The sequence below is a fragment of the Gordonia pseudamarae genome (genome assembly GCF_025273675.1).
Lineage (GTDB): Bacteria > Actinomycetota > Actinomycetes > Mycobacteriales > Mycobacteriaceae > Gordonia > Gordonia pseudamarae.
On sequence record NZ_CP045809.1, the window covers coordinates 4,470,182 to 4,484,325 of the forward strand.

The 14,144-nt window shown below is 67.8% G+C and carries 13 protein-coding genes; 4 read left to right on the plus strand and 9 right to left on the minus strand.

All coding sequences use genetic code 11. The features are described from left to right. Window positions 1–38: 38 nt before the first annotated feature. On the minus strand, window positions 39–2,249 hold the full coding sequence (locus GII31_RS19500; protein WP_213245019.1) for an acyl-CoA dehydrogenase: 2,211 nt from the start codon (window positions 2,247–2,249) through the stop codon (window positions 39–41). A gap of 130 nt (window positions 2,250–2,379) precedes the next feature. On the opposite strand from GII31_RS19500, the gene kstR reads away from it, so the two are divergent. Beyond that, window positions 2,380–3,048: a cholesterol catabolism transcriptional regulator KstR gene (kstR, locus tag GII31_RS19505; protein ID WP_213245020.1), complete on the plus strand. Its 669-nt coding sequence runs from the start codon at window positions 2,380–2,382 to the stop codon at window positions 3,046–3,048. 81 nt (window positions 3,049–3,129) lie between these two features. Here the strand turns inward: kstR and GII31_RS19510 are convergent, their stop codons facing one another. The 3 genes from GII31_RS19510 to GII31_RS19520 form a co-directional block, all read right to left on the minus strand. Next, window positions 3,130–4,239, minus strand: coding sequence for an alpha/beta hydrolase (locus tag GII31_RS19510; RefSeq protein ID WP_407649995.1), 1,110 nt, complete (start codon window positions 4,237–4,239; stop codon window positions 3,130–3,132). 239 nt (window positions 4,240–4,478) lie between these two features. After that, a complete protein-coding gene (locus GII31_RS19515; RefSeq protein WP_213245021.1) occupies window positions 4,479–5,255 on the minus strand; it encodes an enoyl-CoA hydratase in 777 nt (258 codons plus the stop codon). A gap of 115 nt (window positions 5,256–5,370) precedes the next feature. Further along, complete coding sequence (locus GII31_RS19520) at window positions 5,371–6,456, minus strand: enoyl-CoA hydratase/isomerase family protein (RefSeq protein WP_260840521.1); 1,086 nt, start codon at window positions 6,454–6,456, stop codon at window positions 5,371–5,373. A 217-nt stretch (window positions 6,457–6,673) separates the two neighbouring features. On the opposite strand from GII31_RS19520, the gene GII31_RS19525 reads away from it, so the two are divergent. After that, on the plus strand, window positions 6,674–7,285 hold the full coding sequence (locus tag GII31_RS19525; RefSeq protein WP_246221961.1) for a PaaI family thioesterase: 612 nt from the start codon (window positions 6,674–6,676) through the stop codon (window positions 7,283–7,285). Here GII31_RS19525 and GII31_RS19530 read toward each other — a convergent pair. Beyond that, on the minus strand, window positions 7,266–8,099 hold the full coding sequence (locus GII31_RS19530) for an enoyl-CoA hydratase-related protein (RefSeq protein ID WP_213245022.1): 834 nt from the start codon (window positions 8,097–8,099) through the stop codon (window positions 7,266–7,268). The two genes, GII31_RS19525 and GII31_RS19530, sit on opposite strands and share 20 nt — an antisense overlap. Then, window positions 8,096–8,986: an SDR family oxidoreductase gene (locus tag GII31_RS19535; protein WP_213250736.1), complete on the minus strand. Its 891-nt coding sequence runs from the start codon at window positions 8,984–8,986 to the stop codon at window positions 8,096–8,098. Before GII31_RS19535 ends, GII31_RS19530 begins: the two co-directional genes overlap by 4 nt. Before the next feature lie 129 nt (window positions 8,987–9,115). Here GII31_RS19535 and GII31_RS19540 point away from each other — a divergent pair, with 129 nt between their 5' ends. Beyond that, a complete protein-coding gene (locus GII31_RS19540) occupies window positions 9,116–9,760 on the plus strand; it encodes a TetR family transcriptional regulator (protein WP_213245023.1) in 645 nt (214 codons plus the stop codon). Window positions 9,761–9,897: 137 nt separating this feature from the next. Here the strand turns inward: GII31_RS19540 and GII31_RS19545 are convergent, their stop codons facing one another. The 3 genes from GII31_RS19545 to GII31_RS19555 all read right to left on the minus strand — a co-directional run bounded on the left by GII31_RS19545 (window position 9,898) and on the right by GII31_RS19555 (window position 12,736). Beyond that, window positions 9,898–10,746, minus strand: a complete 849-nt coding sequence (locus GII31_RS19545; RefSeq protein WP_213250738.1) for an enoyl-CoA hydratase-related protein — start codon at window positions 10,744–10,746, stop codon at window positions 9,898–9,900. Window positions 10,747–10,838: 92 nt separating this feature from the next. Continuing rightward, complete coding sequence (locus GII31_RS19550; RefSeq protein ID WP_213245024.1) at window positions 10,839–11,642, minus strand: crotonase/enoyl-CoA hydratase family protein; 804 nt, start codon at window positions 11,640–11,642, stop codon at window positions 10,839–10,841. A gap of 68 nt (window positions 11,643–11,710) precedes the next feature. Continuing rightward, complete coding sequence (locus GII31_RS19555; RefSeq protein WP_322974137.1) at window positions 11,711–12,736, minus strand: GNAT family N-acetyltransferase; 1,026 nt, start codon at window positions 12,734–12,736, stop codon at window positions 11,711–11,713. A gap of 122 nt (window positions 12,737–12,858) precedes the next feature. Between GII31_RS19555 and GII31_RS19560 the strand changes: the two genes are divergently transcribed. Beyond that, window positions 12,859–14,007, plus strand: coding sequence for an acyl-CoA dehydrogenase family protein (locus GII31_RS19560; RefSeq protein ID WP_260840123.1), 1,149 nt, complete (start codon window positions 12,859–12,861; stop codon window positions 14,005–14,007). Window positions 14,008–14,144: the final 137 nt, after the last annotated feature.

A 14,144-nucleotide genomic window follows, 5' to 3' on the forward strand; every position in this document is an offset into this window, starting at 1 on the left:
GCCCGGTCACCAGGCCCCGACAGGCGGGGGCCGGTGACTCAGCCGCGCGGCAGCCCCAGAATCCGCTCGGCCGCGGCGGTGCGCAGGATCTGAGTGGTGCCGCCGGCGATCGACAGGCACCGGTTCTGGATCACCTGTTCGGCGGAATCGGTCCAGGCCAGGCCGTCGGGACCGGACAGTTCGAGCGCGAAGTCGGGCACCGACTGGCGGTGCTGCACACCGATCAGTTTGCGCACGCTCGATACCGCGCCCGGATCCAGTCCGGCGAGTTGGGCGGCGACGGCCCGTGCGTCCATCACCCGGCCGACGTGGGAGTCGGCGAACAGGGTGCCGAAGGTTCTACGTTCGTCTGCGGTGAGTTCGCGGCCGAGTCCGTCGATCTGCCGCAGCAACGTGTCCATCTCCTTGCCCAGGCCCGTCCCGCCCATCGCGACCCGTTCGTTGGCGAGGGTGGTGCGCGCCAGCCGCCAGCCGCCGCCGATGTCGCCGACCACGCAGTCGTCGGGCACGAACACCCCGTCGAGGAAGACCTCGTTGAACTTGGGGTGCCCGGTGGCCTCGCGCAGGGGTCGCACGTCGAGTCCGGGCGAGGTCATGTCGACGAGGAAGTAGGTGATCCCCTTGTGTTTGGCGACGTCGGAATCCGTACGCGCCAGGCAGATCGCCCACTGTGCGTTGTGCGCCTGAGAGGTCCAGATCTTCTGTCCGGTCAGGCTCCATCCGCCGTCGACACGCACCGCCTTGGTGCGTAGTGACGCCAGGTCGGAACCGGCCTCCGGCTCGGAGAACATCTGGCACCACACGATGTCTCCGGCGAGGGTCGGTTCGACGAATCGCCGGCGCTGCGCGTCGGTGCCGTGCTGCAGGATGGTCGGGATCGCCCAGCCCGCGATCACCAGGTCGGGGCGGTCGACGCCCGCCCGGTCGAGTTCGCTGTCGATCAGCAGTTGCAGCGCGGCCGGTGCGGCCAGGCCGTACGGCGCGGGCCAGTGCGGCATCAGATACCCCGATTCGGCCAGTCGGCGCCGACGGTCGTCGCCGGTGACCGCCGCGATGTGCGCGATGTCGGCACGTACCTCGTCGCGCCGACCGTCGACGGCGGACAGGTCGATATCGAACACCCTTCGCGCACCGCTCAGTCCGGCTGCACCCAGCGCGTCGGCCTGCCCGCGGGCATGGCCGAGCAGGATCGTGGCGGCCAGCGCCGACCGCAGGTACAGGTGCGCCGCGTGTTCGAACGTGAAGCCGATACCGCCGAGCACCTGGATGCAATCCTTGGTGGCGGCCGGGGCGGCCTGGGCCACGATCACGTCCGCGGCCAGCGCGCTGAGTTCCAGTTGCTCCGGCGCGCCGTCACCACCGACGAGCGCGGCATCGACGGCCCGCGCCAGATCCCAGGCCACCGATGTGATCTGCTCACTGCGGCAGAGGATGTCGGCGCACAGATGCTTGACGGCCTGGAATGATCCGATGGGCCGGCCGAATTGGGTGCGCACCTTCGCGTAGTGGACGGCGGTGTCCAGCGCCCATCGACATACGCCGCTCTGGTAGGCGGCGAGCGCGGCGTGCAGGGCACCGCTCACGATCGCGTCATCACCCGCCGCTGCGGTACCGAGCCGGATGAGGCGTGCGGTGTCGATACCGTCCACGGAGACCCTCGACAGTGGCGTGGCGCCGTCGGTCGCGGGCTGCGCCGTGGCGGTGATGTGCGCCGACCCGGGCGGCAGCGCCCACCACCGTACCGCCCCGCCCTCATCCGCGAGTGGGATCGTGAGGACGCAGCCCTCGGTGTAGCCGGGTACCGGACCCAGCTCGACGGCCCCCGATTCCGGCGTCGGTGGCCCGATGTGGGCGACCGTGTAGGCGCTCACCGGAACGGCCGCGGCGACGTCGCCGGACAGCAGCGCCGCCAGCAGCGCCGCCGCCCGCGGATCCGCCGACCGGGACAACCCGATCGCGGTGGCCACCGTCGGTCCTACCGGACCGGGGATCAGGTCGTAGCCGCATTGCTCGATCATCGCGGCGGTGTCGGCGAAGTCGGCGCCGAGCCCGCCCTGCTCGTCGGGCACCGCCGCACCGAAGACGCCGAATCCGGCGAGCCGCGCGAACCGGCTGGTCCACGAATCCGATTGCGTTCCTGCGGGTTTGTCCAATTCGGCGCGGACGATGTCGGCGATGCCCTGGCCCGACGCCCAGGATGACATCGCGGCGCAGACCGCGCTCTGTTCTTCACTCGTGACCAGACTCACGACACTCCTGTGCATGTTGGGGTTGTGACCCTTAATTAGAACCTGTTCTAATATGCCACGAGAGAGTGTGCACCGGTAGCCGCCTGGTATCCGGCCCGCGAAAGACCCGAGATGTGAGGACCCCGAGCCGATGGCACGTTCCACGATCAACAACGCAGCCGTCGACGTGGCCTCGACCGAGGACATTCCGGTACCCGGCACCGATGCCGCACCCGCACCGGGTGCCGACTCCGGATCATCGGCGCAGCGGGAGCGCCGCAAGCGCATCCTCGACGCGACCCTCGCGCTTGCATCCAAGGGCGGTTACGACGCCGTACAGATGCGTACCGTCGCCGAGAAGGCCGATGTCGCCGTCGGCACGCTGTACCGCTACTTTCCGTCCAAGGTGCATCTACTGGTCACGGCGATGGCGCGGGAGCTGGGCCGGGTCGAGGGCAAAGTGGATCGCTCGCAATTGCGCGGCGACAACGCCGTCGAACGGCTACGCCACGTTCTCGACATGATCACCTACGCCATGCAGCGCGACCCGCTGCTCACCGAGGCCATGACCCGGGCGTTCATGTTCGCCGACGCCTCGGCCTCCACCGAGGTCGATCAGGTCGCCGGCACCATCGACCGGTTGTTCGCCGGCGCGATGGTCGACGTGGGCGAACCGACCGCCGACGACCTCGCCGTCGCCCGCGTGATCGCCGACGTGTGGATGTCGAACCTGGTGCAGTGGCTCACCCGCCGCGCCTCGGCCACCGACGTCGCCAACCGCCTCGAGCTCACGGTCAGGCTGCTGCTCAAAGACCGCTGACCCCGCGCGGCCCGACCACTCGATACAGCGATCAGCCCGGCCGATCCCCTGGGGATCGGCCGGGCTGATCGCTCGTGTGCGCTATGTGACGCCCAGATCCTTGGCGATCTTGGGCCAGACGGTCTTGAGGTCCTGCGCCCAGTACTCCCATGAGTGGGTACCGGTCGACCGGGTGATCACCTCGTGCGGGATCTTGAGCTGGGTCATCCGCCTGGCCATGTCCTTGGTGCACCGGTTCACCGCGGCCTCGATCAGGCCGCCGAGCACGATCTGGTTGGCGAGGGCATCGAGGTTGTTCTCGATTCCGGCCGCGCCGAGACGGTCGTACTGCCCGGGCAGACCGCTGCCGGTGGTCATGTAAACCTTGGTGTCACGGAGCTTGGCCGCGTTGATGTACGGGTCGTGCTCCCGCCAGCCCGCAGACCCCGGCAGACCCCACATGTTGACGACACTGCCACGACCGCGCTGGCCCACGACAGCCTGAATGTAGGCCTGGCCCAACGGATCGCTGGTGCGGGTGCAGCCGCTGAAGGCCGCCACCGACTTGTACAGTTTGGGCGCGTTGATCGCCAGATTCATCACCGAGGTGCCGGCCATGGAGATCCCGGCGATCGCGTTGGTCCCAGTGGTGCCGAACCGCCGGTCGATCAGCGGCGGCAATTCCTTGGTGAGGAAAGTCGTCCACTTGTTGCGGCCCAGGACCTTGTCGTCCTTCTGCCAATCCGTGTAGTACGAGAACGCGCCGCCGATCGGGGTCACCACGTTGACGTTCTTGTTGGCGAAGAACTTCTCGTAGTCCGTACGGGCCGCCCAGGTCGCCGAGTCCTCGCCGCCGCCGGCGCCGTTGAGCAGATACAACGTCGGCGCGGGCTCGGAACTGTCCTTGGGGCGCAGCATCTCGATGGGGATCATCTTGCGCATCGACGCCGAATAGACGATCGCGGTGACCCGGCCACCCTCACCGGTGATGACCGTGTCGATCCGGGAGACCGCCGGATCGGGTTCGGCGTCGCCATCGGTGTCGGTGTCGGTGTCGGCCACCGGGATGACCGTGGGCTCAGCACCCGCGGTCACCGTCGTCGGCGCCGGGTCGGCGGCAGCAGGTGCCGCCGTGGTGACCACGCCACCGGTAACCACCAGGCTCAACACCCCGGCAATCACCGCCACGTCGCGGGCCCACCCGCCGCGCAGCACACCTCGTCGCACCACTAATCCCTGTCGCACCTCTAACCCCTTTGGCATCATTAGTCTCAGATACAACAAATGTAACTCTGGTTGTGTCAGATCCCAAGCCGAATCAGGTCCCGTTAGCCAGTTGTGACGTACTCACGACAGCCCATGAAACGAGAAACCCGCAGGTCGACGACATTGAGACGACAACCTGCGGGCATCCGGTCCGCTCGCGCGCGATCCGGTGACGACCGGCCGGATCAGCGGTGCTTGAACTCCGGTTCACGCTTGTCCACGAACGCAGCCATACCTTCGGTCTGGTCCTCGGTGGCGAACAGCGAGTAGAACAGCGACCGCTCGGCGCGCACGCCTTCGGTCAGCGTGGTGTCGAAGGCCCGGTTCACGGCCTCCTTGGCCAGGTACACCGAGATCAGCGACTTGGACGCAATGGTCGCGGCGGCCTCCTTGGCGACGGTCAGCGCCTCCTCGGTGGGAACCACCCGCGACACCAAACCGGCTCGCTCGGCCTCATCTGCCTTCATCTGCCGGCCGGTGAGCACCAGGTCCATCGCCTTGGCCTTGCCGACCGCGCGGGTCAGCCGCTGCGATCCACCGATGCCGGGGATCACACCGAGATTGATCTCGGGCTGACCGAATCGGGCGTTCTCACCGGCGATGATCGTGTCGGCCAGCATCGCCAGCTCACAGCCACCGCCGAGGGCATAGCCGGTCACCGCGGCGATGATGGGTGTGCGTACCCGGGACAGGTCGTCCCACGCGCCGAAGAACGCCTCGGACACCACGTCACTGTAGGTCTTCGACGACATCTCCTTGATGTCGGCGCCGGCGGCGAAGGCCTTCTCCGAACCTGTCAGCACGATCGCGCCGATGCCCGGGTCCGCGTCGAACGCCTTGGCCGCGCCGACGACCTCGTTCATCAGCTGCGTGTTGAGGGCGTTGAGCGCCTTCGGCCGGTTCAGCGTGATCACGCCGACGCGGCCCTCGGTATCGACGATGATGGTCTCGTATGCGGTCATTGATGATCCTCTCGTGCGGTTGGTACCCGGTGCCGCAATCCGGACGGGCCGGGTCGTGATCGGGTAGTTCGGTTTCTGGCGGGCCGCTGTCGGGACCCGGACTAGTCGCCTGGCGCTATTCGCCGGGCACGCCCCACGCCTCGATCGGCAGCTCCAACTCCACCGGCAGCGGTTCGAAGAACACGTCTACCTCCGCCGCGGTGACCGAGGAGTGATCCGCGTGCCGCCAGGTGGGGTTGCGGTCCTTGTCGATGACCTGTGCCCGGATACCTTCTGCCATATCGGGGTTGCGCAGCGAGCGCAGCGCGAGCCGGTACTCGACACGCAGCGACTCGGCCAGGTCATCCCTGGATGCGGCCTCACGCAGGGCCCGCAGCGTGACCGCCGCGGCCAGTGGGCTTTTCGCCTCGATGATGTCGGCGGCCTTCGTCGCCTCGGGAGTGCCGAGTTCACGGCAGCGGGCGATGATGTCGGCCACCGAGTCACCGGCGAAGGCCTCACTGATCCAGCCGCGCTGATCGGTCAGTGCCGATTCTCCCGGATCCGCCCCGGGGAACGCCTGGCCCGGCTTCCACCGTTCGAGGGCGGCGGCCAGGCCGTCGGCCGGAATGTAGTGGTCGGCCAGGCCGATGGCGATGGCGTCGGCGGCCCGGATGGTACCGGCGGTCAGCGCCACATAGGTACCGAGCTCATCGGGCACCTTCGACAGCAGGTGGGTGCCTCCGACGTCGGGGATGAACCCGATGCCGACCTCCGGCATACCCAGTTTGGTGCGGTCGGTGACCACCCGGGTGTTGCCGTGTGCGGAGATGCCGACGCCGCCGCCCATCACGATGCCGTCCATGATCGCCACATACGGTTTGGGGTACCGCGAGATGAGCGTGTTGAGCCGGTATTCGTCGCGCCAGAACGCCGCGGACGGCGACGCCGCCGCATCGGCGTCGGTCTTGTCACCGGTGCTGAGCATCGCCGCATCGCGGTGAATGGCGACGATATCGCCGCCCGCGCACAGTCCACGCTCACCGGCACCACGTACGACGGCCCCGGTGATCTCGGAGTCGACCGCCCAGCCGAGCAATGCCTGCTCCATCGCCAGCGCCATCTCATGATCGAGGGCGTTGATCGCCTTCGGTCTGTTGAGGGTGATCGTACCGACGCCCTCAACCACCTTCACCAGCACCGATGCCGGGTTGTCGGCCACCGCACCATCCGAATCAGCCACTGGGGCTCCCTTCCACACTGAGGCTCGAACTTTACTTGGACATCCTAGTAAATAGGATGCCCTGCCGACCAGGGAAGGTGCTTTCCCACCCGCCGGGTACCCTCACGACGCCCGGTGCCACCACGCTGCGGCTCGGCGACCGCGACCGATAACGTGGGAAGATCGACACCGCGAAGGTCAGGAGCGCATCGCAACCATGGAAGCACTGCCCACGAACATGCCCAATTGGTGGGACAAGCCGGCCCCGGTCGTCATTCCCGAGGGGTACGCCGAATTCGCTGAGCAGTTCCGGATTCTGCAGGATGTGATGACCGCGGCCGCGCCCGACGCGGACCAGACCCGCACGGCGTCACAGCTGGTCGCCGAACTCATCGACGTACTCGCGCAGTCCGCGACCGACGAGTGGTCGCAGTTGTCGGGGCGGCTGCCCGTTCCCGGGCGGGGACAGACCCTGGTCCCGGCGTTTCACATCGAAACCGAAACCGAGACGGAGTCGCGCGGCACCGTCCGGTTCGGGCGCCAGTTCCTCGGCGGCAACGGCGCCGTGCACGGCGGTGCCATCCCGCTGTTCTTCGATGACGCGTTCGGCCGCTTCGCCAATACCCACGACCGCACCCTCGCCCGCACCGCGAACCTGCACGTCGACTACCGGAACGTCACACCGATCGACACCGATCTCGCCGTGATCGTCCGGTTCGACCGCGAGGAGGGCCGCAAACGCTACCTGACCGGCGAGATCTGGAACGGCGAATGCCTCTGCGTGGAGGCGAGTGGCCTGTTCGTCGTCCTCAAACCCGGCGCGGCGTAGTCCCGGTGCTGCGGCCGCGTTCGGCGAAGGCACGCACTGCGGCCTTGTGCTCATCGCCGTCGGCGCACGCCCGGTAGCGGACGAGTTCGGCGTCCATCGCGGCACCGAGGTCGAGATGCCGGGCATCGCGAAGGTTGGCCTTCATCGCGCCGATCGCCTGCGCCGAGGACGCCGCGAGCCGGCCCGCGATCTCGCGGGCGGTGGACCGCACCTCGTCGTCGGGGACGAGCCAGTCGAGCAGCCCGAGGCCGAGCGCCTCGTCGGCGCCGACACGGTCGGACAGCAGCATCAGCCGGGTCGCGGGCCCGACCCCGATGAGATCGCGTAGCTGCCAGGCGACGCCGAAGTCGCCCGGCAGACCGATCTTGATGAACGCGGTGGTCAGCAGGGTGGATGGGCCGCCGACACGCAGATCGCAGGCCAGCGCAAGGCCGAGCCCGGCACCTGCGGCCGCGCCGGGCAGCGCCGCGATCGACGGGGTGGTCATCGACCGCAGCCGCCCGACGACACCGACCTGTCTGCGGGCGCGCTTGTCGAACCAGTCCTGGACGCCGTCGTCACCGACCGGTACGTCACCGCCACGTTCGGCGAACGCCTTCACATCGCCGCCCGCGCAGAAGGCCGCACCCGCCCCGGTGAGTACGATCGCCCGCACGCCGGCGTCCGCATCGAGATCGGCGAGCACCACGGCGAGCGCGTCGAGCATCTCGGGCGTAACGGCGTTCTTCACATCGGGGCGGTTCAGGGTGACGGTGGCGATGCCGTCCGCCGTGTCGAGCAGCAGATGTTCGGTGCCGGTGTCGATCCCGCTCACGAGGTGACCACCCGCTCGGAGACGTACATATCCAGCCGCAGATCTTCCTCGCGCTGCGCGGTGCGGTATTTCGCGAAGTTGGTGACACCCTCCTCGATCAGCACCGAGTCGTCGATGAAGAAGTTCCCGGTGCAGGTCCGGGAGTCGCGGGTGAGGACGGCGTGTGCGGCGTCGGACATGATCTCGGGTGTGCGCGCCGTGGCGGCCCTGTCCTCACCGCCCCGGTTGAGGATCGCGGCGGTGACGATCGGAGTGCGGGGCCACAGCGAGTTGGCGGCGATGCCCGCGTCGGCGAGTTCGGCGGCCAGACCAATCGTGCACAGGCTCATTCCGTACTTGGACAGCGTGTAACCGGTTTGCGGGCCAACCCATTTCGGGTCGAGGTCGATCGGCGGCGACAGAGTGAGGATGTGCGGGTTGGTGCCCCGTTCCAGATACGGGATCGCCGTCTTGGACAGCAGGAACGTGCCGCGGGTGTTGATGGACTGCATCAGGTCGTAGCGCTTCATCGCCAGCTCGCGCGTCGGTGAGGTGTCGATGGCCGAGGCATTGTTGATCACGATGTCGATACCGCCGAATCTGTCGACCGCCGCGTCGACGGCGCGCCGCACATCCGCCTCCTCACGCACATCGCCGACTACCGGCAACGCCTTGCCGCCCGCGTCCTCGATCTCCTGGGCCGCCGTGTACACGGTGCCGGTCAGCGTGGGGTGCGGCTCTGCGGTCTTGGCCAGGAGTACCACATTCGCGCCGTCGGCCGCGGCCCGCAACGCGATTGCCAGGCCGATCCCCCGGCTGCCGCCGGACATCAGCATGGTTCGGCCACTCAACGATCGTTCGGACACGACACTCCTATCTACGGTTGACCTTACGGTAACAGTAACCATCGACACGCCGGGCAGCGCGGCACCGGCGGCCGGGCCCGTGAGCAAGCATCCATACCCACCTGCACCGCGGACAAAACTAACGACGGTAGACTTGATCATCGGCGCTCATCAGGCGGCAGGGAGGTAGGCGTGGCGAGACCATCGAAACCATTGATCAGCCGGGAGGCCGCGGTGGCGGCATCCATCGAGATCATCGACGCCGACGGACTCGAGGCATTCAGTCTGCCCCGGCTCGCGAAACATCTCGGTGTGCGCGCACCGTCGCTCTATCACCACTTCGCCGACAAGAACGAGATCCTCACCGAAGTGGCCCGCGATATCGCCGGCCGGACCGTCGCACGACCCCGCATGACGCCCGGGCCGGACTGGCCGGAGTATTTCGTGGCACTCGCCCTCAACTTCCGTCAGTCGATTCTCCGGCACCGCAACGCCGCACCGATACTGCTGCAGCACTTTCCCCGCGAGCTGTTCATCGCCACGTATGAACACACGGCGCGCTTCCTGCTTGATTCGGGCGTGCCCAGCGACCTGCACGTGCAGATCCTCGACGGTATAGAGACCCAGGCGGTCGGCGCCGTCCTGATGGAGGCGATGCGGCCGCCGAGCCGCAAGTCGACGATCTTCCCGAACGTCGACCCGTCATCTCAGCCGCTGCTGGCCAAGGCGCTCGCGGACAACGAACTGAGCCAGAAGCAACTGTTCGAGGCGATGGTCCGCAGTTTCCTGCACGGAATCATCCGCGACAACGACCTCGACCGCACCACAGTCGGGTAGACCCCGACTGTGGTTGAGGTGGGAGGAGCGCAAGCGACAAGCCTCGGCACCCCGGTAAGCAGACGGACATCCTCTCGCGCGGTTTCGAGGCTCGCAGGCTCGCACCTCAATCGACGGAGTTGGTCACCGCCCGGATCTCAACCGGCGGGATCGGTCTCCGCGAAGAGGTCGGGCAGGCCGTCGGAGACGCGATCGGGAAACTCCGGCCGCCGTTTGGTGAGGAACGCATCGACGCCCTCACGCACGTCGGCGGACCGGCCACGCAGGTAGATGCCCACGGATTCGGCGCGGTGCGCGTCGATCGGGTCGGCCGCACCCAGCATCCGCCACAGCATGGCACGGGTGAGGGCCACCGACACCGGCGAGGTGCCGGCCACCAGTTCGCGGGCCGCCTCGATCGCCCGTGGCAGAACCTGCTCCGGCGCAACGACTTCCCGCACCAGGCCGCGCTCATGGGCTTCGGTGACCGGAACCATCCGGGCGCCGATCAGCCACTCCAGGGCGGTGCCGACACCGACCAGTCGCGGCAGGAACCAGCTCGAGCACGCCTCCGGGACGAGTCCGCGCGCGGTGAAGATGAAACCGAATTTAGCTGTCTCCGAGGCGATCCTGATGTCAGCGGGCAGGGTCATGGTGACCCCGACACCTGCTGCCGGGCCGTTGATGGCGGCGACCACCGGTTTGGTCGAACGGAAGATCCGCAGCGTGGTCCGGCCGCCGATATCGGGCGGCACCTCGCCGGACGTTTCGGTGACAAAGGTATCGCCACCGGCGGCGAGGTCGGCGCCGGCACAGAAGGCCCGCCCGTTACCGGTGATCACGACCGCGCGCACCGCGTCGTCGGCGTCGGTGGCGTCGAAGGCCGCGATGATCTCCTCGGACATCTGATGAGTGAAGGCGTTGAGCCGGCCGGGCCGGTCGAGGCGGATGACCGCGATCTCCCCGTCGATCTCGACGGATACCACCGGATCGGACTGCCGGGTCATCGAGTTGCTCGCGGTGTCGGGAATCTCATTGCCCAATCCGCTTTTTGCCGAATCGGATTCACCGGCGCTGTCGACTGTCACGGTCACCGAGACTACCTTCCCGTCCACTGCGGCGGGCGCTTCTCCGCGAATGCGCGCGGCCCCTCTTTGGCGTCGGCGCTGGCGAACACCGTGCGGATCGCGGTCTTGTTGATCTGCCACGACCGGTCGTCCCAGCCGCGCTCGTCCAGCGCCGTCTCGTGCATCACCCGCTTGCTCTCGGCCACGGCCAGCGGCGCGTTGCGGGCGATCGTGGCCGCCAGCTCGAGTGCGACATCGAGCGCGGTTCCGGCGGGCGCGATCCGGTTGACCAGACCGAGCTCATATGCCCGTGCCGCCGAGATGGGCTCTCCGGTGAGTGCGATCTCGGCGGCGATCTTCTGCGGTACCTGACGGTGGATGCGCAGCAGCCCGCCGGCCGCGGCGACAATGCCCCGACGCACCTCGGGCAACCCCATCGTCGCCGTCTCGTCGATCACCGCCAGATCGGCGGTGAGCACGATCTCGGTGCCACCGCCGAGCGCGAATCCGTTCACAGCGGCAATGACCGGTGTGGAAATCCAGTGCCGCACAATGCCGGCGAAGTCCCACTCCCGGTGGTCCGGGTCATCGATCCGCCGCCCGGCGCCCAGTTCCTTCAGATCGGCACCCGCACAGAACGCCTTGCCGGCGCCGGTGAGCACCACGGCCCGCACGGCCGGGTCGGCGTCGGCGCGCTCGAGTGCGGCACCGGCCGCCGCCGAGAGCGCCGAGTTGACCGAGTTCATCGCCTCGGGCCGGTTGAAGGTGATGACGGCGATGTGGTCGTGAACCCGGTACAGCACCGGTCCGTTGTCGGCGGGTTCGATCTCTGTCACGGACACTCCTCGTTCTTGGCCGAAAATACTTGCGTAGCAGGAAAATCAGGGCAGATATGCGCGGACGGTCAGCCGAGAACCGGTGCCGGCTGGTCGGTGTGACCGACCTGGTAGCAGGTGTCGGAGTCCTCCTGCTCGTAGCCGAGCAGCCGGCACATGCGCACCGCGGCCTGATCCTCGGGGTTGATCCGCAGCAACGACACCTGCGCGCCCCGTTCGCCGGCCGGCGGATTGTCGCGCTGATCGATCATCGCGGCCGCCAGCAGTGTGCTGCCCAGACCCCGCCCGGTTGCCGCGGTGTCGAGTATCAGCGCGAACACCGGGGCCGCCCGCAGTTCGAGGTGGATGGTCGTGGTGGTGGAGTACCAGACGAACCCCAGCACGGTTCCGGTCTCGTCCCGTGCGTCGATGATGACGCCCGTACCGCGGCGCAGGTCGGAGGTGAGCCGGTCACGATGGGCTTGCGGCACCGACGCCGAGTCCAGCACCCGCACCAGATCCTCGATATCGGCGCCCAGTGCGCGTGGCGCGCCGAGAGTGATACCGGCCGACGGAACCGGCGCCTCCAGCGGCAACGCGAACGGCCCCGACAGCGGACGTGCCAGCCCCCACTGTTCGGCGATCGCACCGACACCGAACCGCCGGGTGAGCCGCTCGGCGGCCGGATGAGTGGAGTAGGCCCAGCATCGCAGCGCACTCGCCCCGGTCCGGTCCCAGCCTTCGGCGGCGTCGACGTCGAGGCCGAGCTGTTCGACGAGAAGGGTTGTCAGACCACGCGATCGGTAGTCGGGGTGCACGACGTAGGACACCGCGGCGAGCCCACCGGCACCGATCGCCAGCCGCAGGTAGGCCACCACCACGAGCGGCACGTCGTCGATGGGGTTCAGGTCGCGGCGCGCCCGGATCGGCAGGTGCAGCACCCGGATCCCGGTGGTGCCGACGCTCGCGACATCGGCCGGGTCGATCTGGGCGAAACCGGCCTCGTCGTCGTACTCCGACGCAGCGGTCACCAGCGCCAGCACCTGGTCGAGGTCGTCACCCTCCAACTGTGGTGTCCACGAGTAGGAGATGATGGACTGGGCTTGGTCGATCATCGAATAAACCTAACGTATGTCGATATTTTTGACAACGTCCGGGTCTGCGCTCCCGGATGCTATAAATCTAACATAGATAGGTAATTAGCAATCGGCCGTTCGGCCGCCGACCAGGAGATTCCATGCGCACCGAGCTCTTCTCGGAAGACCACGAACTGTTCCGCGATGCCGTACGGGGGTTCGTCGGCAAGTACGTCGAACCCCACATGCAACGGTGGGATTCGGAGCGCCTCATCGACCGGGATACCTGGCGGGCCGCCGGCGCGCAGGGGCTGCTGGGTCTGTCGGTACCCGAGGAGTACGGCGGCCCCGGCGAGACCGACTACCGGTTCCGGGTCGTCATCCAGGAGGAGATCGCCCGCGTCGGGGCGTCGGCCCTGCAGTCCGGCTTCTCCACCAACGATGACATCGTGCTCAACTACCTGCTGCGCCACGCCGACGACGAGCAGCGCAAGCGCTGGCTGCCCGGCTTCATCACCGGCGAGACCATCGGCGCGATCGCGATGAGCGAGCCCGGAGCCGGCAGCGACCTGCGCGGTATCGACACCACCGCCGTCCGCGACGGCGATGACTGGGTTATCAACGGCTCAAAGACGTTCATCACCAGCGGCATCCTCGCCGACCTCGTCATTGTGTTCGCGAAAACCGACTCCGACGCCGGGTCGAGGGGGTTCAGCCTGTTCGTCGTCGAGGACGGCACCCCCGGGTTCAGCCGCGGCCGCAAACTCGACAAGGTGGGGCTGCATGCCCAGGACACCGCGGAACTGTTCTTCGACAACGTCCGGGTGAGCGGCAAGGAGCTGCTCGGTGAACTGGGCGGCGGATTCAGCTACCTGATGCGGAGCCTGCCGCTCGAACGCCTCGGCATCGCCATCGCCGGACAGGTGTCCGCGGAGGCCGTGTTCGAGTGGACGATGGCCTACGTCAAGGAGCGCGAGGCGTTCGGCAAGCCGATCGGACGATTCCAGGGGCTCGGCTTCACCCTCGCCGAACTCGCCACCGGAATCGAGGTGTCCCGCGCCTACATCGACCGCTGCGTCCGCGAATACAACAAGGGCACACTCACCGCCGTCGACGCCGCCAAGGCCAAACTGTGGGCGACCGAGCTGCAGGACAAGGTGATCGACACCGGTGTGCAGTTGCACGGCGGCTACGGATACATGATGGAGTACCCGGTGGCCAAGGCGTTCATCGACGCCCGGGTACAGCGGATCTACGGCGGTACCAACGAGATCATGAAAGAGATCATCCACCGCGATCTCCTGCGCTGAGCCGGTGCACTCCGGTCCTGCCGGGTCGGGGTGCACGGCCCTGCCGGGTTGCGATGCGAGCGTGTGGGCGCCACCTCGCCGGCTGAGGCACCCCACCTCGCCGGCTGAGGTGCGAGGTCGCCCAGCGACCGAGCCTC

Bases quoted from the DNA above. Each gene is read 5' to 3' on its own strand.
- kstR (WP_213245020.1), top strand. From the start codon at position 2,380: ATGGCACGTTCCACGATCAACAACGCAGCCGTCGACGTGGCCTCGACC.
- GII31_RS19515 (WP_213245021.1), bottom strand. From the start codon at position 5,255: ATGACCGCATACGAGACCATCATCGTCGATACCGAGGGCCGCGTCGGC.
- GII31_RS19525 (WP_246221961.1), top strand. From the start codon at position 6,674: ATGGAAGCACTGCCCACGAACATGCCCAATTGGTGGGACAAGCCGGCC.
- GII31_RS19535 (WP_213250736.1), bottom strand. From the start codon at position 8,986: ATGGTTACTGTTACCGTAAGGTCAACCGTAGATAGGAGTGTCGTGTCC.
- GII31_RS19545 (WP_213250738.1), bottom strand. From the start codon at position 10,746: ATGACCCGGCAGTCCGATCCGGTGGTATCCGTCGAGATCGACGGGGAG.
- GII31_RS19555 (WP_322974137.1), bottom strand. From the start codon at position 12,736: ATGATCGACCAAGCCCAGTCCATCATCTCCTACTCGTGGACACCACAG.
- GII31_RS19560 (WP_260840123.1), top strand. From the start codon at position 12,859: ATGCGCACCGAGCTCTTCTCGGAAGACCACGAACTGTTCCGCGATGCC.